This window comes from Rouxiella sp. WC2420 (assembly GCF_041200025.1).
In the GTDB taxonomy this organism is placed as follows: Bacteria; Pseudomonadota; Gammaproteobacteria; order Enterobacterales; family Enterobacteriaceae; genus Rouxiella.
In genome coordinates this window covers 4,468,258-4,489,950 of the sequence record NZ_CP165628.1, presented here as the reverse complement: position 1 = coordinate 4,489,950, position 21,693 = coordinate 4,468,258, and the positions used below count along the sequence as shown (strand labels likewise).

The window sequence follows — 21,693 nt, the reverse complement described above, 5'->3', positions numbered from 1 at the left end:
TTGTAAATGTCGACAATACTTTTTTACTATTGTGAATTCGACGGAGATGAACTTCGGGTTATTAATAAAATCTCAATTTACGACTACCTGGCAAGGTGGCAAAACTTGTCGCCACCACATAATTTAAAGAGATTTCTTCTGATGAAAAAAACTACTCTATTCTTGAGCGCCCTGGCGTTAAGTGTTGGTATGGCTGTTGCGCCTGTTTCATCGGCATTGGCTGCAGAGACTGCTTCTTCAAGCAACACGCAAGTGCCAAGCCTGGCGCCGATGCTGGAAAAAGTTATGCCTTCGGTGGTAAGTATTAACATAGACGGTAGTGCACCGGTTAAAACGCCTCGCATGGGTCAACAGTTCCAGCAGTTCTTCGGTGAAAACTCACCGCTTTGCCAGGATGGTTCCCCATTCCAAAATTCCCCGGTCTGCCAACAAGGTGGGCAGGGCGGTGACGACGGTGACGATGACGGCCAGCAGCAACAGGCTCCAGCCAAACAGGCTTTCCAGGCGCTGGGTTCAGGCGTCATTATTGATGCTGCGAAAGGCTATGTTGTCACCAACAATCACGTCGTTGAAAATGCCAACAAGATTACTGTACAGCTTAACGATGGACGTCGTTTTACCGCTAAAGTTATCGGCAAAGATCCACAGTCCGATATCGCAGTGATCCAGCTTCTCGACGCTAAAAATCTGACCGCAATCAAGTTTGCCGATTCAGAGCAGCTGCGCGTCGGTGACTACACTGTGGCTATCGGTAACCCATACGGTCTGGGCCAAACCGCCACCTCGGGCATCGTGTCTGCGCTGGGCCGAAGCGGTCTGAACATTGAAAATTATGAAAACTTCATCCAGACCGATGCGGCAATTAACCGTGGTAACTCCGGCGGTGCGCTGGTTAACCTCAACGGTGAACTGATTGGCCTGAACACGGCGATTCTGGCCCCGGACGGCGGCAACATCGGTATCGGTTTTGCAATCCCGAGCAACATGGTGCAAAACCTGTCTAAACAGATGATCGAGTACGGTCAGGTGAAACGCGGTGAGCTGGGCATCATGGGTACCGAGCTGAATTCCGAGCTGGCTAAAGCGATGAAGGTCGATGCTCAGCGCGGCGCATTCATCAGCCAGGTATTGCCGAAGTCTGCTGCCGAGAAAGCGGGCCTGAAAGCGGGCGACGTGATTGTCAGCATGAACGGTAAACCTATCAGCAGCTTCGCCTCCTTCCGTGCAGACGTGGGGACTATGGCGATTGGTACCAAAATCTCCATCGGCATCCTGCGTGACGGCAAGCCGTTGAATGTTGACGTGACTCTGCAGCAGAGCACTCAGCCATCGCAGACCGCTTCCGCTACGGTTTACACCGGTATTGAAGGGGCTGAACTCAGCAACAGCGATGTTGGCGGCCAGAAAGGCGTTAAAGTTGATACCGTTAAACCAGGCACCGCCGCCGCGCGCGTGGGTCTGAAGAAAGGCGACATCATCCACGGCGTTAACCAGCAGCCGGTCAATAACCTTGGCGACCTGCGCAAAATTCTGGATACCAAGCCGGGCGTGCTGGCGCTGGATATTCAGCGCGGTGATACACAGATTTACCTGCTGGCCCAATAATCGCCTCGTAAGACATCAACTCAAGTATCCAAGGCAGACTTCGGTCTGCCTTTCCTCATTCCGGTATGGGCATTCGCCTAACTAAGACCGTTCAAACTGTGATGGTACTCCCAACTCTGAGCTGATTTTTTCAGCTTTGGGCGTTTGCACAATGTATGACCTTTCCACCATGTCTATTCTGTTTAAAACAATCTAATTAAAAAGAGCAGCGACTTATGGCGGTATATCACCTGGATGCAAAGCTGGCACAGACTATCGTTGCCCGTACCATGCAAATCATTGATAGCAATATTAATGTGATGGATTCCCGTGGGAAAATTATTGGCAGCGGCGACGATCAACGGCTAGGTGAGTTGCATGAAGGTGCTTTGTTGAGTATTTCCCAGCAACGGGTGGTGGATATTGATGAGGGCGTGGCGCGCCATCTGCACGGCGTTCGTCCAGGTATCAACCTGCCGCTGCGCATTGACGGGGAGATAGTCGGTGTAATTGGCCTGACTGGCAATCCAGCCCAGCTGCGGCAATACGGCGAGCTCGTGTGCATGACGGCGGAAATGATGCTTGAACAGGCGCGTTTACTGCATATGCTGGCCCAGGACAGCCGCCTGCGAGAGGAGCTGGTCCTCAATCTGATCCGCATGGATGAGTTGACTCCGGCGCTGATGGAGTGGGCACAGCGTTTGGGCATTGATGTCAACAAGCCGCGCGTTGTAGCGGTTGTCGAAGTGGACAGCGGCCAGCTTGGCGTCGATACCGCCATGGCTGAGCTGCAGCAGTTGCAGCAACTGTTGACCACGCCCGAGCGCGACAATCTCATCGCCATTGTGTCGCTGACCGAAATGGTGGTACTGAAACCGGCGCTGAACAGTTACGACCGTTGGGACCCGGAGTCACACCGCCAGCGGGTCGATCACCTGCTCTCCAGAATGACCGAGAGCGGTCGACTGCGAGTCCGTCTGTCGCTGGGCAACTTCTTTACCGGCCCTGGGAGTATCGCCCGTTCGTATCGCACCGCTAAAACTACCATGTCAGTAGGCAAACAGCGTATGCCGGATCAGCGTTGCTATTTTTATCAGGATTTGATCTTGCCAGTGCTGCTCGACAGTTTACGCGGGGGATGGCAGGCCGATGAGCTGGTGCGTCCGCTGGCGCGTTTGAAAGCCACTGACGGTAACGGATTATTGAGGCGCACCCTGAGCGCCTGGTTTAGCCACAACGTGCAACCGACTGCCACGTCGAAGGCGTTATATATCCATCGCAATACGCTTGAATATCGTCTTAATCGGATCTCTGAATTAACCGGTCTGGATTTGGGTAATTTCGACGATCGCCTTTTGTTATATGTCGCCTTGCAACTTGATGACGATCGCTAAATAGACTAATCGCACAATCCCTTTTTTCGCGGTGAGTGACGAGGCTTTTACGGCCTGTAATCAATTCGTGAGCTAATTCGCATCGCCTTGTGCAGGTGCAACAATCTAATTCTTTTTTGGGCCTTAAGCTTGTTGATTTGCCTAATGAGGCACCCGTTGCTTGCTCCTATACTGACTATCGTCATGTTTATCCGTGGTATTTGCCGCCTGAAAAGCGGATTACCGTCGGTAACCTGTTCCAATGAATTTTCTAATAAGAATGACGTTTTCATGAATAGCGTGACGCCTTGTTTTGTACGAGCCCAATGCTGAACCCTACAATTTTTCCTAATCAGTTTTGAGCTTCTCGATCTTCCTCTCTTTGGAGAACACCATGGTTACAATCAGCTCGGCGGAGAGTATGACAAAAAAAAGAACCAATGCTCGCTACTGGATTGTTGTGATGCTATTTATCGTGACCTCTTTCAACTACGGTGACCGGGCAACGCTGTCAATTGCCGGTTCCGCAATGGCGAAAGATATAGGCCTCGATTCAATCGGGATGGGATATATCTTTTCTGCTTTCTCATGGGCTTATGTTATCGGCCAAATTCCTGGCGGCTGGTTGCTCGATAAGTTCGGCTCCAAAAAAGTATATTTCTACAGCATCTTTATCTGGTCGCTGTTTACGCTGTTACAAGGTTTTGTCGATATTTTCCACGGCTTCGGCATTGTCGTCGCGTTATTTGCTTTACGCTTTTTGGTCGGACTCGCTGAATCACCTTCCTTCCCCGGTAATAGTCGTATCGTTGCTGCCTGGTTTCCGGCGCAAGAGCGCGGCACTGCGGTATCTATTTTCAACTCCGCCCAGTATTTCGCCACGGTGATCTTTGCGCCGATCATGGGCTGGCTAACCTCGGCGGTAGGCTGGTCACACGTATTCTTCTTTATGGGCGGCCTTGGAATTATCCTGAGCTTTATCTGGCTCAAGGTTATTTACGATCCTAAAGATCATCCCAAAGCTAATCAGGCCGAGCTGGACTACATCGAGGCAGGTGGTGCATTGATCAATATGGATCACCAGGAGAATAAAGGCGGCAAGGTTATTGGCAAAGGCACGAGGATGCAGCAAATCAAACAGCTGCTCTCAAACCGCATGATGATCGGCATTTATCTCGGCCAATATTGTATTAATGCGCTGACTTACTTTTTTATTACCTGGTTCCCCATCTATTTGGTGCAGGAAAAAGGTATGTCGATCCTCAAGGCCGGGATGGTGGCGTCGATCCCGGCGATCATGGGCTTCCTCGGCGGTATTCTCGGTGGCGTCATTTCTGATTATCTGATGCGGCGTACCCATTCTCTGACCTTTGCCCGCAAACTCCCGATTGTACTTGGCATGCTGATGTCGATGTCGATGGTGATTTGTAATTACGTATCGACAGAATGGATTGTGGTCGCGGTAATGGCAGCTGCCTTCTTTGGTAAGGGAATTGGCGCGCTGGGTTGGGCCGTATTGGCCGATACCGCGCCGAAAGAGATTAGCGGCCTGAGCGGCGGTCTGTTCAATATGTGCGGCAACATCTCCGGGATCATTACTCCCATCGCCATCGGTTACATCATCGCTGCCACAGGCTCGTTTGACGGCGCACTGCTTTATGTCGCAATCCATGCACTGGTTGCGGTAGTCAGCTTCCTGTTTATTGTCCAGAAAATCGAGCGTATCGAACTTAAGTCCTACGCATAAAGCCAATATAAATCGAAATAGGTTATCGCATCACGTTGCCAATTTAACAAAGAAGGAAACCATGATGAGTACACAAAGTTCGCCCATTATTACTGATATGCAGGTCATTCCGGTGGCAGGTCACGACAGCATGTTACTCAATATCGGTGGCGCACACGGCGCTTATTTCACGCGTAATATCGTGATTCTGAAAGACAGCGCGGGGAATACCGGCGTCGGGGAAGCGCCGGGTGGTGAAGTCATTTTAAACACTCTGCTCGAGGCAGTGCCGCAGGTCGTGGGCAAAGAAATTGCGCGCATGAACAGTTTGGTGCATGAAATTCACGTCGGCAATCAGTCCTCGGATTTCGACTCTTTCGCCAAAGGCGCATGGACCTTCGAGCTGCGGGTTAATGCCGTAGCTGCACTGGAGGCGGCCCTGCTGGATCTGATGGGCAAATTCCTCGGCGTGCCGGTTGTGGAATTATTGGGACCTGGTAAGCAGCGTGATGAAGTTACCGTGTTGGGCTACCTGTTTTATGTAGGCGATCGTGAAAAAACCGATTTGCCTTACCAGAGCGGGGAGGGCGGCAAAGACGATTGGTATCATCTGCGTCATCAAAAAGCGATGGATAGCGAGGCTATTGTACGTCTGGGCGAAGCGGCACAGGACCGCTACGGTTTTAAAGATTTTAAACTGAAAGGCGGCGTACTGCGCGGTGAACAAGAGATCGAAGCGGTTAAAGAGTTGCACAAGCGCTTCCCTGATGCGCGAATTACTGTCGATCCGAACGGCGCATGGATGCTCGACGAAGCCATTGCGCTGTGTAAAAACATGCACGGCATTCTGACCTACGCCGAAGATCCATGCGGAGCAGAACAGGGCTTCTCGGGCCGTGAAGTGATGGCCGAGTTCCGCCGCGCGACCGGGCTGCCGGTGGCTACCAACATGATTGCCACCAACTGGCGCGAGTTGCAGCCCGCAGTAATGTTGCAGTCGGTGGATATTCCGCTGGCCGATCCGCATTTCTGGACGATGCAGGGGGCGGTTCGCGTTGCACAGCTTTGCAACGACTGGGGGCTGACCTGGGGCTGCCATTCCAATAATCATTTTGATATTTCATTGGCAATGTTTACTCACGTCGGCGCAGCGGCTCCCGGAAAACCAACCGCGATCGATACCCACTGGATCTGGCAAGAAGGCAATCAGCGCCTGACCAAAGATCCACTGCAGATCGTGAATGGAAAAATCAAAGTGCCTGAAAAACCGGGCCTTGGTGTGGAAATTGACATGGACCGCATTCATCAGGCTTATGAACTCCATAAAAAACTGCCGAGCGGTGCGCGTAACGACGCGGCCTCTATGCAATACCTGGTGCCCGACTGGAAATTTGATCGAAAACGTCCAGCGTTTGGTCGTTAAATAAGGAGTTTGTATGGCTGCTTCATCGACTACCCCCAAAATTATTTCCATGCAGGTTGTGCCCGTAGCAGGGCATGACAGCATGTTGCTAAATCTGAGCGGCGCGCACTCGCCGTTCTTCACTCGCAATATATTGATTCTTAAAGATAACGACGGTCATACTGGCGTTGGTGAAGTGCCGGGTGGTGAGAAGATTCGCCAAACGCTGACTGACGCCGAGTCGCTTGTGATAGGGAAAACGCTGGGCGAGTATAAAAATGTGATGAACGCCGTGCGCCAGCAGTTCGCCGATCGCGATGCTTCCGGGCGTGGCTTACAGACTTTTGATCTGCGCACGACAATTCACGTGGTGACCGCGATTGAAGCGGCAATGCTTGACTTGCTCGGGCAATATCTTGATGTCTCAGTGGCGTCATTACTGGGGGACGGGCAGCAGCGAGATGCGGTTGAAATGCTGGGCTATTTGTTTTACGTCGGCGATCCGGATAAAACTTCGCTACCGTATCAGCGCGAGCGCGACCAGCGCAATGACTGGTATCGACTGCGCCATGAAGAAGCCCTGACTCCCGAGGCAGTCGTGCGTTTGGCCGAAGCTGCTTATGATCAATATGGCTTCAATGATTTCAAACTAAAAGGCGGCGTGCTGCGCGGTAGTGAAGAGGCCGAGGCGGTGACTGCGTTGTCGCAACGCTTCCCGCAGGCGCGCATTACGCTGGACCCCAACGGGGCCTGGTCGCTGGATGAGGCGATTGGTTTAGGCAAGCAGCTGCGCAACGTGCTGGCCTACGCGGAAGACCCTTGCGGCGCTGAACAGGGTTTTTCTGGCCGCGAGATTATGGCCGAGTTCCGTCAAGCCACCGGTTTGCCCACCGCGACCAATATGATAGCCACCGACTGGCGGCAAATGGGGCATACCATCCAATTAAAATCGGTGGATATCCCGCTGGCTGACCCACATTTCTGGACGATGCAAGGCTCGGTGCGCGTCGCGCAGATGTGCCACGAATGGGGCCTGACTTGGGGTTCGCATTCCAATAATCACTTTGATATTTCATTAGCGATGTTCACTCACGTCGCCGCCGCGGCGCCCGGCAAAATTACCGCTATAGATACTCACTGGATCTGGCAGGAAGGCAATCAGCGTCTCACCAAAGAACCTCTGCAAATCAAGGGCGGAATGGTGAAAGTGCCGGAGCGCCCGGGGCTGGGCGTAGAATTGGATACTGACCAGCTGATGAAAGCAAACGAGCTTTATGAAAGCATGGGATTAGGTGCCAGAGACGATGCCGCGGGGATGCAATTCCTGGTGCCAAACTGGACGTTTGATCCTAAAAAACCCTGTTTGGTGAGATAAGAGGGCTAGGCTGCTCCTTTAGCGAGTTTAGATTTAGAATCCTAAAGGCAATTTGTTGTGCTGTGCATGAGCTTTAGGTGCTGCGCACGGGCTTTTTAAGGTCAATGATCACCGAGGCGTTTTTCCGGTTCACTCATTTCAATGGTCATTTAACCGGCAATGCCGGAACCGGGCAAGAGGTCTCCAGGGCGAGTCCTCTTGCATCTCCGCGCTTTAGGTGCTGCGCACGGGCTTTAGATGCTGCGCACGGGCTTTAGGTGCTGCGCACAGGCTTTTTAAGGTCAATGATCACCGAGGCGTTTTTCCGGTTCACTCATTTTAATGGTCATTTAACCGGCAGTGCCGGAACCGGGCAAGAGGTCTCCAGGGCGAGTCCTCTTGCATCTCCGCGCCCCTTTGGTGTCGTTTGCCTGTACGGCACCAGACGATGAGTTTGTTTCAGTTGCCACTGTGTGTGGCGTTGGACGCGCCGCTGCGCGGTCCCCTCGTTCGTTCGAAAGCCAAAAACGTCTTTCTCACTCCCTCAGCGCCGCCCCGAGGCCGCCAATCAGGGCTATTAAAGAAAAATTGGCAACCTGACCTTAGGTCCAAAAACCTTCCATCCGGCATAAAGTCAAAATCCATCGCCCTTACCCATTATTTTTCCTTTGCCGTTGTGAGTTTTATTTAAAAAAGGAGGGAGCGGTTTTCCCTAGGGGCTAATATTGGCGCACTCCGTGACGGCGCTGAGTGAGGGGAGGGAGACGTTTTTGGCTCCTGACCGAGCGAAGGAATGGCGGAGCCACGCGGCAACGCGCCACACAGAGGAGTGACTGGAAAGAGCTACAAACTCGAGAACCGTTTTATTCAACGGCGACAAGGGCCCGGGATTCTTAAGGGTGGCGGCCCAAGGGCCACCCTTGAGGCGGTCTGGGCCGCAGCCCAGTAAGCGCAGCGCATGAAATTGAAGTTGAAGTTGAAGTTAAGCTAAAGGCCGTGCGCAGCACAAAAAGTTGCCTTAGATTTCAAATCTAAAACCCACTTTTATGTCACTGGCGCAGGATTAAATACCGCCAAGGCGTTATGAATTCCCCATTGATCTGACCAGGTTTTCTTGCGGCCACTGGCAATATCCAGAATAAAATGGAACAACTCCCAGCCAACATCCTCGATAGTCGCGTCACCAGTGGCGATAGTTCCTGCGTTGATATCCATCAAATCAAACCAGCGATTCGCCAGCGTGGTGCGGGTCGCCATTTTGATTACCGGCACCGCCGTTAATCCATAAGGAGTTCCACGACCGGTGGTAAATACCTGTACGGTGATACCCGATGCGACTTGCTGTGTTCCACAAACAAAATCACTGGCCGGGGTAGCAGCATAAATCAGCCCGCGGCGGGTTGGGCGCTGACCGGGAGATAACACTTCGACGATTGCGCTAGTACCGGATTTTGCAATCGAACCCAGCGCTTTTTCAACGACATTGGCTAGTCCGCCTTTCTTATTACCTGGAGAGGGATTGGCGCTGCGATCGGTCATGCCGCTGGCCAAGTAGTTGTCGTACCATGCCATTTCTTCGAGCAAGCGTTTTCCAACTTGCTCATCAACAGCCCTTGGCGTGAGTAAATGAATGGCGTCTCGCACCTCGGTGACTTCCGAAAACATCACCGTTGCGCCGCAGCGTACCAGCAAGTCCGAGGCAAACCCGACGGCAGGATTAGCCGTAACGCCCGAGAAAGCATCGCTGCCGCCGCACTGCGTGCCGACCACTAGATCCGCAGCAGGACAGCTCTCGCGTTGGCGTTTATTCAGTCGCTGCAAATGAAAATTGGCTACGGTAAGAATGTCGTCAACCATCGATTGAAAGCCGACATGCTGCTCATCTTGCAAACGCACGATTTTCACCTCATCCAGCGAGATGGCTTGTACATCGGAGGTACCTTGCAGCAGTTTTTCCGGCTGCAGTTTTTCGCAACCCAGCCCAACGACCATAATTTCGCCACCAAAATTGGGGTTTAGCGCCAGATTATGAATAGTGCGAATCGGGATGATGGCGGCAGGCGCGTTGATTGCCACACCGCAGCCATAAAGATGATTAAGACCGACTACACCATCGACATTGGGATATTTCGGCAGCAGATCGCGTTCAATTATTTTCATCACGTAATCGACTACGCCAGCCACACAGTGCACGCTGGTGGTGATGCCCAATAGATTTTTGGTTCCGACGCTGCCATCGGCGTTGCGATAACCCTCGAAAGTGTAACCCTCGAGCGCGGGAAGTGTCGCGGGAACGCGCGTCGCCAACGGTAAACTTTCCAACTCGGGCGCCTGCGGCAGTTCAACGACTGACTCATCAATCCAGCTACCCTGCGCAATATTGCGCAGCGCATAGCCGATCACCTCGCCGTAACGAACGATATCCTCGCCTTGAAGAATATCTGTCAGCGCGACTTTATGCCCCTGTGGAATGTGTTCTACCAGTTTCAAACCATTGGCAAACTGTGTTCCCGCTGGCAGGCCATTGTCATTAACAATAATGGCTACGTTATCGCGGTCATGCACTTTGATAAACAAAGGTTTGCTGACTTGCTCTTTTATGGCGGACATAGATATCTCCATCTGCGCGAGTTTTATCGGTTATGAGCAAAATTATAGGGAATGTCCAGCAATAGCTCATTGTGCAACTGACCAGCTTTAATGCGGCTTAGACAGTTTTTCTCAGGCATTTGAGGGATAAGAAGTGACAATAATCACCCTTCGTTAAACGCTTTTGTATGTCGCTGAAATAGTGTGATTCCTATCCCATGGTGATGTGATATTGCAAAAAAATTCATCCTCATTTTGCGAGGATTGTTGGGCGCCTGCACAGTGTCATTTGCGCGGTCTCTTTTTATACTGAATTATCTAATCATTACCGTAGTTAACCGTGCAGGCGCATCACTATTTCTCTAATGCCCGCTTCAACCATTGAGGTTTCGTATGAGTAATCAAGTATTCCCAAACCGCTTACGACAAGATTTGCTGGCAGGAAAAACGCTGATTGGCTGTTGGTCTGCCTTGTCTAATCCGATCTCGACCGAGGTATTAGGGTTAGCTGGTTTTGACTGGCTGCTGCTTGATGGCGAACATGCGCCAAACGATATATCCAGCTTTGTCGTTCAACTAATGGCGCTTAAAAGCAGCAAAAGTGCTCCAGTTGTTCGCCCTCCGACCAACGAACCGGTAATTATCAAGCGGCTGCTGGATATCGGTTTTGCCAACTTCCTGATCCCGTATGTTGAAACTCGCGAACAGGCCGAGCTGGCAGTGGCTTCAACTCGCTATCCACCGGCCGGCATTCGCGGCGTTTCAGTTTCTCATCGCGGCAATATGTTTGGCACCGTGCCCGACTATCTGGCGCAGGCCAATGACCATATCTGTGTGATGGTGCAGATAGAAAGTCAGCAAGGAATTGATAATCTTGATGCTATTGCCTCCGTTGACGGTGTCGATAGTCTTTTCGTCGGACCTAGCGATCTGGCCGCCGCTCTGGGACATTTGGGCAACGCCGGGCACCCTGAGGTGCAGTCAGCCATCAAATATATTCTCGACAAAGCCAAAGCTCACGGCAAACCCAGCGGCATTCTGGCTCCCGTCGAAGCCGATGCTCGTCGCTACATTGAATGGGGTGCAACCTTTGTCGCAGTGGGCAGCGATTTAGGCGTGTTCCGCGCGGGGACACAAGCCTTGTACGATCGTTTTACCCAATAGTCTTGATCACTCTAATAAACGAAATTTCAGCAATTAATCAGAGGGTAACCGCATGAAAATCGGATTTATCGGCCTTGGGATCATGGGCAAGCCTATGAGTAAAAACCTGCTTAAGGCAGGTTATTCAGTGGTGATCCTCGACCATCACAAAGACACCACTGACGAGCTGGTTGCTGCCGGAGCCGAAAAGGCTGACACTCCGAAGGCCGTGGCCGCACTCAGCGATATTATTATCACCATGCTACCTAATTCTCCCCAGGTGAAAGAGGTGGCGCTGGGTAAAAATGGCATTATTGAAGGGGCGAAAGAGGGCGCTATTTTGATCGACATGAGTTCGATTGCGCCGCTTGCCAGCCGTGAAATCAGTGAGGCGTTGGCGGCGAAAAAGATTGTCATGCTCGATGCACCCGTTAGCGGCGGTGAGCCAAAAGCGATTGAGGGCACGCTGTCAGTAATGGTTGGAGGTGACAAAGCCGTCTTTGATAAATGCTACGAAGTAATGAAATCAATGGCAGGTTCTGTGGTGCATACCGGCGATATCGGTGCTGGTAACGTCACCAAGTTGGCGAATCAGGTGATCGTGGCTCTGAATATTGCCGCCATGTCGGAAGCGCTGGTGTTGGCAACCAAGGCGGGAGTTGATCCTGACCTGGTTTATCAGGCCATTCGCGGTGGTTTAGCCGGGAGCACAGTATTAGACGCTAAAGCGCCTATGGTAATGGATCGCAACTTTAAGCCGGGATTCAGGATCGATCTGCATATCAAGGATCTTGCCAACGCTCTGGATACCTCGCATGAAATCGGTGCCCAACTGCCTTTAACTGCTGCGGTTATGGAAATTATGCAGGCATTGCGAGCTGACGGCCACGGACAATCTGACCACAGCGCAATAGCACGCTATTATGAAAATCTGGCGAAGGTAGAAGTCACGCGTTAATACCTGAGATAGCGCCGCTCTGGGAGGCGCTATCATCAGTAATAATACCTCATTCTGACAGGACGCATTTTCACAGCCGTGCGGATTGTTTCTGAAAAGTGGATTGTTTCTAAGAGTGGATAGCTTATGAAAATAGTAATCGCACCGGATTCATTTAAAGAAAGCTTGTCTGCACTGGACGTGGCAAAAGCCATTGAAAGTGGATTTCGCGAAATTTTTCCTCACGCCGAGTATGTGAAACTTCCTGTTGCCGACGGCGGTGAAGGCACCGTTGAGGCGATGGTGGCGGCTACCGGCGGGCGGGTGGTGGAAGTCAGGGTCACAGGACCGCTTGGAGAGCCAATCGACGCCTTCTTCGGGCTTTCGGGTGATGAAAAGATTGCCTTTATTGAAATGGCAGCGGCCAGCGGGCTGGAAAGTGTGCCCCAGTCGCAGCGCAATCCATTAAAAACAACCTCTTACGGGACCGGTGAACTGATTAAAAATGCTCTTGATCATGGCGTAGAGCACTGCATCATTGGCATTGGCGGCAGCGCAACCAACGACGGTGGTGCAGGAATGGTGCAGGCGCTGGGAGTCAAACTGTTGACCAAAGAGGGTAAACAGATTGGCTTCGGCGGCGGCGAATTGATCAAGCTAGAAAAAATTGACATCAGCGGGCTGGATAAACGCATTAAAAAATGCCGTTTTGAAGTGGCCTGTGACGTAACCAATCCGTTAACCGGCCATCGAGGAGCGACAGCGATTTTTGGCCCGCAAAAAGGCGCGACGCCTGAAATGATCGAGCAGCTTGATGGTTATTTAAGCCATTATGCCGAGGTGATCAAAAAGGATCTTGGCATCGACGTTGACGACGTTCCTGGAGCTGGAGCAGCAGGCGGAATGGGTGCCGCGCTTTACGGTTTTTGCAACGCCGAGCTGCGTCAGGGGATCGAGATTGTTACCGAGGCGCTGGGTCTGGATGAACTGGTTAAAGATGCCACGCTGGTGATCACGGGTGAGGGGCGTATTGATAGCCAGAGCATCAACGGCAAGGTACCGATCGGCGTAGCGCGGGTGGCTAAGCGCTATAACAAGCCGGTTATTGCGATAGGTGGCAGCCTGACTAAAGATGTTGACGTGGTTTTCGACCACGGCCTGGATGCGGTGTTTAGTGTCTTGTATAGCATCTGTACACTGGACGAAGCGCTGGATAATGCAGCTGAGAATTTGCGTAAATCGGCGCGCAACATTGCGGCGACAATCCGTTTGGCACAAAAATTGTAATCTGCTGTCTGCCAAGGTTTTATAACCTCTGAACCGGTGTCTTGACAGGGAGATATCGGTTTTTTAGGTCATCCCTTAATCTCCTCCTGAAAGCGGTTTATTCCTGCAGACTTTTGCGTTAGTTTTGAGGTCAATTTGTTAAAGAGAACTCATCATGTCAGAGACTTTTTTCGCCAGCCAACCTGCTAATTCACACACCAAGGGGCTGGGCCTGCTCACCGCCGATGCGAGCATGGGCGATATCGCCAGGCAGGGCTGGAATATTTTGCAGGAGCAGGTCAGCCTGCCGGTTGCCGTGCTCTCTGAAGAGAAAGTCGAGCATAATCTGGCATGGATGCAAGAGTTTATCGATCGCTACAAAGTCAAACTTGCCCCACACGGTAAAACCACCATGAGCCCGGAGCTGTTTCAGATGCAGCTTGATGCTGGTGCCTGGGGGATAACGCTGGCAACCGCGCCGCAGGTAGATGCCGCCTTTGCTCACGGTGTGCGCAAATTTCTGATGGCTAATCAGCTGGTGGGTAAAGGGAATATGGCGATTATTGCTAACCTGATGCGCCAGGCCGCGGATTTCGAATTTGTTTGTATTGTAGATTCAGCTGCTAACGTTGATGCCTTGGGCGAGTATTTTGCCGAAGCGGGTTTGACGCTGCGCCTGCTGCTGGAATATGGCGTGACAGGTGGCAGAACGGGTATTCGTGACGGGCTGCAGGAAATTGAAGTGCTGGAGGCCGTAAGCCGCTGGCCACAGTCGCTGTCACTGGTCGGTGTCGAGATTTATGAAGGTGTTTTAAACGAAGAAGAACCCATCCGTGAATTCTTGCAGCATGTATTAGGCAGAACTCAGGCGCTGGCTGAAGCCGGGCACTTTAAGGAAACCAACGTGATTCTATCGGGCGCAGGATCGGCCTGGTATGACGTGGTTGCAGAAGAGTTCAGTCGAGGGGGGCAGCATCTTGATGCTGGCGAACGCCATCGGCTTGATGTGGTGCTGCGTCCGGGCTGCTACCTGACTCATGATGTTGGGGCCTATCTTCGTGCTGCCGATCGTATCAAACAGAGTAACCCGGTTGCTCGCGAAATGAACTTTAGCCTGTTACCAGCCTTGCAGGTTTGGGCCTACGTGCAGTCATTGCCGGAGCCAGGGCGCGCAATTGTCGGGCTAGGTAAACGCGACACCTCCTCAGATGCCGGATTTCCGGTCGCCAGCAGTCACTATCGTCCACAGAGTGGCAAAAATCAGGCCTATGCCGCAGTGGTACCTGCGCCCGAAGACTGGACAATCTTTGCCATGATGGATCAGCACGCGTTTATGTCGATACCACAGAATGCGGATATCAAGGTTGGCGACATGCTGGCTTTTGACATCTCACATCCTTGCCTGACTTTTGACAAATGGCGTCAGCTGCTGTTGATCAACGAGCAGTATGATGTAACGGCCGCCGTCACCACCTGGTTCTAAATGCCCGTCATCTTTCGAGCTGCAGATGCGTTGGCTTCCCTCACTCACCCCAGTCACTTACCTGAGTAAGCTTCTGGGGATTCGTTCGGTTGCTACCTTCCTGCAACTCGAAATCTATAGGGCATTAGCCTGATGTTTATTTTCGAGCTGCAGATGCGTTGGCTTCCCTCACTCACCCCAGTCACTTACCTGAGTAAGCTTCTGGGGATTCGTTCGGTTGCTACCTTCCTGCAACTCGAAATCTATAGGGCATTAGCCTGATGTTTATTTTCGAGCTGCAGATGCGTAGGCTTCCCTTACTCACCCCAGTCACTTACCTGAGTAAGCTTCTGGGGATTCGTTCGGTTGCTACCTTCCTGCAGCGTGGAAGCTGTTAGGTATTATTTCTTTTATCCAGATGTGCTTTCGCTTCTCGGGTGACGTTACCGATTTCATCTAACAGCTCAAGCCATTCGGGTTCCAGTTCTTCGTTTGATGCATTTTTGCGCAGTTGTTGTTCGATATAGAAACATAGTTGCTTTAAACGAGGGACACCGCTGTAGCTGCAACTGCCGTGGAGTTTGTGGATCAACGCTACGATAGAATCATCTTTCTCGCCTTGAATAATCGCGTTAACGCGGCCGCTCACCTCGGGCAGGAAATCAATCAACATTTGCAGTAAATCGTTGGCCAATCCCTCTTTATTGGCTGACTGACGAAGGGCCAATGCCCAATCCAGGGTTTTAGGCGAGACATCCTCGGGAGCGCTTTTCTGCACTTGACCAGCGGAATGCGGTGGAGGAATTTGCGAAGAGTGATAGCGCGCCAGCACCACTTTCAGCATCCCTTCGTCGATCGGTTTCGATAGATAGTCTTCCATTCCGGCTTTAATAAACTGCTCTCTCTCGCCGCTGAGAGAATGCGCGGTCACGGCGACAATCGGGGTAGTAATGTGATGTGGCAGCAGATGAATCAGCTCGCTAGTGCGAATACCGTCGATATTTGGCATCTGAATATCCATCAAAATTACGTCCATATTGACGTTCTTTGCCAGCTCGATAGCTTCTTCACCGCTGTTGCACAGTAGCGTCGTTTCCACCAGCTCTTCAAGCAGCGCGCCAATCAGCTTCAGGTTAGCCGGGTTGTCGTCCACTGCCATCACTGTCATTGGCAGTCGCTTATCGTGCGAGTTGTCTTCCTCGATGAAGTTTTTCGGGTCTTCAAGCAGATACGGCAAGAGACGAACGCTAGAAAGCGGCTTGTTAAGGCAGGCATAAACCCCTTTGTCTTTAAGCTGTTCGGCGGAAATTTGGAATTGGCTGGGCAATGCCAGAATTAATCGGTCGCACTGGCTGAGCAACTGCTGCAATCGTTCTTCATAGTCATTAAGGTGATGATTCAGTAGGATTGGCATGCCATAAACAATGAAATCATAGTGTTCATCGGGCAGCAGGGCTTGACTGGTGCGATGGATAACCTCTATCGGCATACTGGAAAGCATTTCTTTAACTGCTTTGGTCGCCGTCGGATTGGCTTCAATGTAAGCCAGCTTTTTGTCTCGCAGGCACGCCATTGATCTCGGCCGCTGATGGTGGCTTTCATTAAGTTCCAGCGTAACGTGAAACCAGAAAGTCGAACCGCGGTTTAGCTGGCTGTAGAAGCTGATGTCTCCGCCCATTTCCTTGACCAGCCGCTGGGTGATTACCAGTCCAAGGCCGGTGCCTCCGTGACGTCGGGTGATGCTGGCATCCGCCTGGCGAAAAGCCTGGAACAATTGCGCCTGCTGGCGTTCGGAAATACCAATGCCGGTATCGTGAAACTGCATCTCCAGCTCGACTTGCGCGTTTTTTTGCGAGCGTAATTCCACATTGATATCAATGTTGCCGTTTTCAGTGAATTTAATGGCATTACCCAGTAAATTGGTCACAACTTGCTGCAAACGCATTGGGTCGCCCAGCACAAACTCCGGCACGTTGCTGTGCACATTAATGGTCAGCTCCAGCCCCTTGTCGTGCGCGCTATGGGCCAGCAAGATGACGACCTCATCGAGCATTTCACGCAGTGAGAAAGTAATATGCTCTAGCACCAGTTTGCCCGCCTCTAGCTTGGAGAAATCAAGCACGTCATTAATGATGGTCAGCAGGTTGTTGGCCGAGCGTTCGATAGTTTGCAGGTAATCGGTTTGAGTGGGAGAAAGCTGGGTTTTCAAGGTTTGGCGGGTAAAACCGATCACGCCGTTTAGCGGGGTTCTCAGCTCGTGAGACATATTGGCCAGAAACTCTGATTTGATGCGCGCTGCTTCCTGGGCGCGCTTCTTGGCCAAGTCTAGCTCGACGTTCTGGATTTCCATCTGCTCCAGCGTTTCTCGCAGATCAGAGGTGGCCTGATCAATATTTTGCTGCACTTCCTCGTGGTAGGCAGTCAATGACATCGCCATCGAATTTATGCCGTTTTTAAGCATGCTTAGCTCACCGAGCATATTACCTTCTACTCGGCTATCGAGCTGACCACGGCGGATGCGGTCAACGGTGTTGACCATATTGCGGATCGGGCCAGTCACGTCGCGCACCAGGCGGTAAGCAAACAGCGTGGCAATGCCCAGACACAACAGTAGAAGCAGCGTAGAAACAAAGGCTTCCTGATACTGCTGTAGCCGAACCGAGGAGAGATCCAGCTCGATGGAGATATACCCCAGATTGTGTCCCGGAGATTCGCGGAAGGTGTTCTCGTCGGCTGAGGTATGATTCTCGGCCATAATCGGCGTGCGCAGGATCAGTGAGTCTCCCGAACGTAGCTGGGTCAGCTGCTGCGGCATTGGCTCGTCTGCTTTAACCTGCATCAGCGCAGTGTCACGCAAAGGATTTGAAGAGGCGAAAAGCAGATTATTGCCATCGTAAACACTAATGGCCCGCACGATGTCGGAATGGGTACGATGCAGGCGATCAATGAGTCGGGTAATGGGCGCTCGTTCACGGAATGTCATCCCGTACTCACTGGCAACCGCCAACGGTTCTATAATACTGGCACCAGAGTCGATCAACTGATTTTGCAGCTCGTTATAACGATGCACCACAAAAAAAGTGCTGAGCAGCAAACCGATCATCAAGGTCGGCGCAAGTATTAAAATCATCATCCTTGCCCGAAGGCTATATTTGGTCATGAGGTTCCAATGTGGGAGAATTGGTAGCTGACATCGATTAACGGTAAATAAAGTTGTCGCTGAGAGGCAACGTTAAGTACGAAATGTATAGACTATATCAATCAGTGTGCCAACGACATTGGCCTGATTCAACTCTCCTGACAGGCGGGTGATGACTCTAAAAATGTTAACTAAGACCATAGTGTGCAGAAACCTGGCGTGAAGTTTGCTTAGGGTCTACTTTAAGTTTGCATCGTATGTCTGGGTCGAGCGACGGCGAAGCAAATTGTCAGGATAGAAGAAGTTGCCACGCTGGTGGTGAATGGGCAAGATAAGGCCAAGCGTTAATTGGTGTGCCTGAGCCGGTGAGTTTTCCCGTATGGCAGGCACCTCGAATCGATGGCTTTGTTTATCAACCAGTCTGGTGCTTAAAATAGATACCCGCGTAATAGTAGTAAAAGCTTAAGTACGATGGGTATACCAGAAACGTAGGGAGTGGTTATGGTTGCGGTACGAAGTGCACATTTGAATACGGCTGGCGAATTTGCGCTTGACGAGTGGATCACGACTTTAGGCATCTCCAGCCAGGAATCATGTGAGCGTTTAGCCGTAACCTGGCGCTACTGCGAGCAACAAACTCAAGGGCATCCCGATGCCTCGCTGCTGCTTTGGCGCGGCCTGGAAATGGTCGAGATTCTTTCCACGCTGAGCATGGACAACGACAGCATGCGCGCGGCGCTGCTTTTCCCGCTGGTTGATGAGAATGTTATCGACGAAGACACGCTCACCAAAGACTTCGGGAAAGAAATCACCTATCTGGTGCATGGTGTGCGCGATATGGACGCCATACGCCAGCTTAAAGCTACGCAAAACGACTCCATGGGCTCGGAGCAGGTCGACAATGTTCGCCGCATGTTGTTGGCGATGGTCGAAGACTTCCGCTGCGTGGTCTTAAAACTCGCCGAGCGTATTGCTCACCTGCGTGAAGTCAAAGACGCGCCGGAAGAAGAGCGCGTGCTGGCGGCTAAAGAATGTACCAATATTTATGCGCCACTGGCAAACCGCCTCGGCATCGGCCAGTTGAAATGGGAGCTGGAGGATTTCTGCTTCCGTTATCTGCACCCCGATGAGTACAAGCGCATTGCCAAACTGCTGCATGAGCGCCGCATTGACCGCGCGCAGTACATTGACGACTTCGTGTCTACCGTGCGTAACGCCATGGCGGAAGAGGGCATTAAAGTTGATGTGTACGGGCGACCAAAACATATCTACAGCATCTGGCGCAAGATGCAGAAAAAATCCCTGTCCTTCGACGAGCTGTTTGACGTGCGCGCCGTGCGTGTCGTGGTCGAACGCCTGCAGGATTGCTATGCCGCATTGGGTATCGTACATACTCATTTCCGTCATCTGCCTGACGAATTCGATGACTACGTTGCCAACCCGAAACCCAACGGTTATCAGTCGATTCATACCGTTGTCCTTGGCCCGCGCGGTAAAACGCTCGAGGTGCAGATTCGCACCCGCCAGATGCACGAAGATGCCGAGCTCGGCGTAGCGGCGCATTGGAAATATAAAGAAGGCACGGCCGTGGTCGGTGGTCGCAGTGGCGGCTACGAAGGGCGTATTGCCTGGCTGCGCAAACTTATTGCCTGGCAGGAAGAAATGGCCGATTCGGGCGAGATGCTCGACGAGGTTCGCAGTCAGGTCTTCGACGACCGAGTCTATGTGTTTACCCCGAAAGGTGACGTGGTCGATTTGCCAACCGGCTCAACGCCGCTGGACTTCGCCTACCACATTCACAGCGACGTGGGACATCGTTGCATCGGCGCCAAAATTGGTGGCCGCATCGTGCCGTTTACCTATCAGCTGCAAATGGGCGACCAGATTGAGGTCATCACTCAAAAGCATCCGAACCCGAGCCGTGACTGGCTGAACCCAAGTCTGGGATATATCACCACCAGCCGCGGGCGTTCGAAGATCCAGAACTGGTTCCGTAAGCAGGATCGTGACAAAAACATCATCGCCGGGAAGCAAATTCTCGACGACGAGCTGGAACGTCTGGATATTTCGTACAAAGATGCAGAAAAACTGCTGTTGCCGCGTTACAACTTCAATTCGCTTGACGAGCTGCTGGCAGCAATAGGCAACGGCGATATCCGCCTTAATCAGATGGCGAATTATCTGCAATCGCAGCTGAAAAAACCGAGTCTCGAAGAGCTTGACGAAGAGGCTCTGCGCCAGCTGACGCAGAAAACCACCCGTGCTCCGGTGCGCAGTGGTTCTAAAGAAAACGGCCGTGTGGTGGTTGAGGGCGTGGGCAATCTGATGCACCACATCGCCCGCTGTTGCCAGCCGATACCCGGTGACGAGATCATTGGTTTTATCACCCAGGGGCGAGGAATTTCGATTCACCGCGCCGATTGTGACCAATTGGAAGATCTCAAGTCGCACGCGCCTGAGCGTATCGTCGATGCAGTGTGGGGCGAAAGTTATTCAAGCGGATACTCGCTGGTGCTGCGCGTAGTGGCAAACGACAGGAGTGGGCTACTACGAGATATCACCACCATTCTGGCTAACGAAAAAGTTAATGTACTGGGCGTTGCGAGCCGCAGCGACACCAAAAATATGCTGGCAACCATCGATATGGACATCGAGATTTATAATCCGCAAGTATTGAGCAGGGTTGTTGCCAAGTTGAATCAGCTGCCGGATGTTATCGAGGCCAAGCGCCTGCACGGCAGCTAATCTTTGTCGCCTTTGAAACTGCAGCAGCGTTAACGGAGCTGGCTCATTTGAATCACTGACTCAAGCCAGTGATTCAGGATCCGTTAGCCTACTGCAACTTCAATGACGTAGATGACTTATTTTTTGATATTTCGGAATACTCAATGACTTCTACGGTTCCCCTGCAACGCCTGCTTTCTATCATGAAAACCCTGCGTGACCCCCTTGCTGGCTGTCCGTGGGACAAAGCGCAGAGCTTCGAGACTATCGCCCCTTACACGCTGGAAGAAACTTATGAGGTGCTTGATGCTATCCAGCGTCAGGATTTCGTCGACCTGCGCGACGAACTTGGCGATCTGCTATTTCAGGTCGTGTTTTACGCCCAGATGGGCAGTGAGCAGGGGCTGTTCAATTTTGACGACATCTGTAACGCGATTTCTGACAAGCTTGAACGCCGTCATCCGCATATTTTCGATGCCGATGAAAATACCGTTGGCAAAGACCAGGCTCAGGTATTGCTGGACTGGGAAAAGGGTAAAACCCGCGAGCGAGCTGACAAGGCGTTATATTCGGCGCTCGACGATATCCCCGCCACCCTTCCAGCCCTGATGAAAGCGCATAAAATCCAGAAGCGCTGTGCCAACGTCGGATTTGACTGGGACACATTGGGTCCGGTGCTCGACAAGGTCTATGAAGAAATCGACGAGGTGATGTTCGAGGCGAAACAGGCGGTCGTTGATCAAGAGAAATTGGGCGAAGAAATCGGCGATCTGTTGTTTGCCACGGTCAATCTCTCTCGCCATTTGGGTCACAAGGCTGAAAGCGCACTCCAGGCAGCCAACATCAAATTCGAGCGTCGTTTTCGTCAGGTTGAACAGATCATTCGCGACCGAGGCTTAACCATGGATGATGCCAGTCTTGATCAAATGGAAGACGCCTGGCAACAGGTCAAGCTGCTGGAAAAATCAACAGCAAAATAATTTTAATCTTACCG

Annotated in this window: 13 protein-coding genes; 11 read left to right on the top strand and 2 right to left on the bottom strand. The window is 51.9% G+C overall.

Going from position 1 to position 21,693, the window contains the following annotated elements:
* The first annotated feature begins 141 nt into the window (after positions 1-141).
* The 5 genes from degP to gudD all read left to right on the top strand — a co-directional run bounded on the left by degP (position 142) and on the right by gudD (position 7,460).
* A complete protein-coding gene (gene degP / locus AB3G37_RS20770; RefSeq protein ID WP_369788963.1) occupies positions 142-1,605 on the top strand; it encodes a serine endoprotease DegP in 1,464 nt (487 codons plus the stop codon).
* Positions 1,606-1,820: 215 nt separating this feature from the next.
* On the top strand, positions 1,821-2,978 hold the full coding sequence (locus AB3G37_RS20765; RefSeq protein ID WP_009634625.1) for a CdaR family transcriptional regulator: 1,158 nt from the start codon (positions 1,821-1,823) through the stop codon (positions 2,976-2,978).
* 373 nt (positions 2,979-3,351) lie between these two features.
* On the top strand, positions 3,352-4,704 hold the full coding sequence (locus tag AB3G37_RS20760; protein ID WP_369788962.1) for an MFS transporter: 1,353 nt from the start codon (positions 3,352-3,354) through the stop codon (positions 4,702-4,704).
* Between the two features lie 64 nt (positions 4,705-4,768).
* Positions 4,769-6,106 (top strand): enolase C-terminal domain-like protein, encoded by a 1,338-nt coding sequence (locus AB3G37_RS20755; protein WP_369791008.1) that lies wholly within the window; start codon positions 4,769-4,771, stop codon positions 6,104-6,106.
* A gap of 13 nt (positions 6,107-6,119) precedes the next feature.
* Positions 6,120-7,460, top strand: a complete 1,341-nt coding sequence (gene gudD / locus AB3G37_RS20750) for a glucarate dehydratase (protein WP_369788961.1) — start codon at positions 6,120-6,122, stop codon at positions 7,458-7,460.
* 1,023 nt (positions 7,461-8,483) lie between these two features.
* Here the strand turns inward: gudD and garD are convergent.
* Positions 8,484-10,049, bottom strand: a complete 1,566-nt coding sequence (gene garD / locus AB3G37_RS20745) for a galactarate dehydratase (RefSeq protein ID WP_369788960.1) — start codon at positions 10,047-10,049, stop codon at positions 8,484-8,486.
* Positions 10,050-10,421: 372 nt separating this feature from the next.
* On the opposite strand from garD, the gene garL reads away from it, so the two are divergent.
* The 4 genes from garL to AB3G37_RS20725 all read left to right on the top strand — a co-directional run bounded on the left by garL (position 10,422) and on the right by AB3G37_RS20725 (position 14,857).
* Entirely contained in the window at positions 10,422-11,192 is a 771-nt protein-coding gene (garL, locus tag AB3G37_RS20740; RefSeq protein ID WP_009634620.1) for a 2-dehydro-3-deoxyglucarate aldolase, read from the top strand.
* Between the two features lie 52 nt (positions 11,193-11,244).
* Positions 11,245-12,129 (top strand): 2-hydroxy-3-oxopropionate reductase, encoded by an 885-nt coding sequence (gene garR / locus AB3G37_RS20735; RefSeq protein ID WP_369788959.1) that lies wholly within the window; start codon positions 11,245-11,247, stop codon positions 12,127-12,129.
* 126 nt (positions 12,130-12,255) lie between these two features.
* Positions 12,256-13,395: a glycerate kinase gene (locus AB3G37_RS20730; RefSeq protein WP_369788958.1), complete on the top strand. Its 1,140-nt coding sequence runs from the start codon at positions 12,256-12,258 to the stop codon at positions 13,393-13,395.
* A gap of 154 nt (positions 13,396-13,549) precedes the next feature.
* Positions 13,550-14,857 (top strand): amino acid deaminase, encoded by a 1,308-nt coding sequence (locus AB3G37_RS20725; protein WP_369788957.1) that lies wholly within the window; start codon positions 13,550-13,552, stop codon positions 14,855-14,857.
* A 373-nt stretch (positions 14,858-15,230) separates the two neighbouring features.
* Here AB3G37_RS20725 and barA read toward each other — a convergent pair whose 3' ends face one another.
* Positions 15,231-17,996 carry a two-component sensor histidine kinase BarA gene (gene barA / locus AB3G37_RS20720; protein ID WP_369788956.1) on the bottom strand — a complete coding sequence of 922 codons (2,766 nt, stop codon included), beginning with the start codon at positions 17,994-17,996 and terminating at the stop codon, positions 15,231-15,233.
* 480 nt (positions 17,997-18,476) lie between these two features.
* Between barA and relA the strand changes: the two genes are divergently transcribed.
* Both relA and mazG read left to right on the top strand, forming a co-directional pair.
* Positions 18,477-20,720, top strand: a complete 2,244-nt coding sequence (gene relA / locus AB3G37_RS20715) for a GTP diphosphokinase (RefSeq protein WP_009634615.1) — start codon at positions 18,477-18,479, stop codon at positions 20,718-20,720.
* 143 nt (positions 20,721-20,863) lie between these two features.
* Positions 20,864-21,679, top strand: coding sequence for a nucleoside triphosphate pyrophosphohydrolase (gene mazG, locus AB3G37_RS20710; RefSeq protein ID WP_369788955.1), 816 nt, complete (start codon positions 20,864-20,866; stop codon positions 21,677-21,679).
* The last annotated feature ends 14 nt before the right edge of the window (positions 21,680-21,693 follow it).

Coding starts and splice junctions, on each gene's coding strand:
- AB3G37_RS20730 (WP_369788958.1), top strand. CDS start 12,256: ATGAAAATAGTAATCGCACCGGATTCATTTAAAGAAAGCTTGTCTGCA.
- AB3G37_RS20760 (WP_369788962.1), top strand. CDS start 3,352: ATGGTTACAATCAGCTCGGCGGAGAGTATGACAAAAAAAAGAACCAAT.
- garR (WP_369788959.1), top strand. CDS start 11,245: ATGAAAATCGGATTTATCGGCCTTGGGATCATGGGCAAGCCTATGAGT.
- AB3G37_RS20765 (WP_009634625.1), top strand. CDS start 1,821: ATGGCGGTATATCACCTGGATGCAAAGCTGGCACAGACTATCGTTGCC.
- degP (WP_369788963.1), top strand. CDS start 142: ATGAAAAAAACTACTCTATTCTTGAGCGCCCTGGCGTTAAGTGTTGGT.
- AB3G37_RS20755 (WP_369791008.1), top strand. CDS start 4,769: ATGAGTACACAAAGTTCGCCCATTATTACTGATATGCAGGTCATTCCG.
- AB3G37_RS20725 (WP_369788957.1), top strand. CDS start 13,550: ATGTCAGAGACTTTTTTCGCCAGCCAACCTGCTAATTCACACACCAAG.
- garD (WP_369788960.1), bottom strand. CDS start 10,049: ATGTCCGCCATAAAAGAGCAAGTCAGCAAACCTTTGTTTATCAAAGTG.
- mazG (WP_369788955.1), top strand. CDS start 20,864: ATGACTTCTACGGTTCCCCTGCAACGCCTGCTTTCTATCATGAAAACC.
- barA (WP_369788956.1), bottom strand. CDS start 17,996: ATGACCAAATATAGCCTTCGGGCAAGGATGATGATTTTAATACTTGCG.
- gudD (WP_369788961.1), top strand. CDS start 6,120: ATGGCTGCTTCATCGACTACCCCCAAAATTATTTCCATGCAGGTTGTG.
- garL (WP_009634620.1), top strand. CDS start 10,422: ATGAGTAATCAAGTATTCCCAAACCGCTTACGACAAGATTTGCTGGCA.
- relA (WP_009634615.1), top strand. CDS start 18,477: ATGGTTGCGGTACGAAGTGCACATTTGAATACGGCTGGCGAATTTGCG.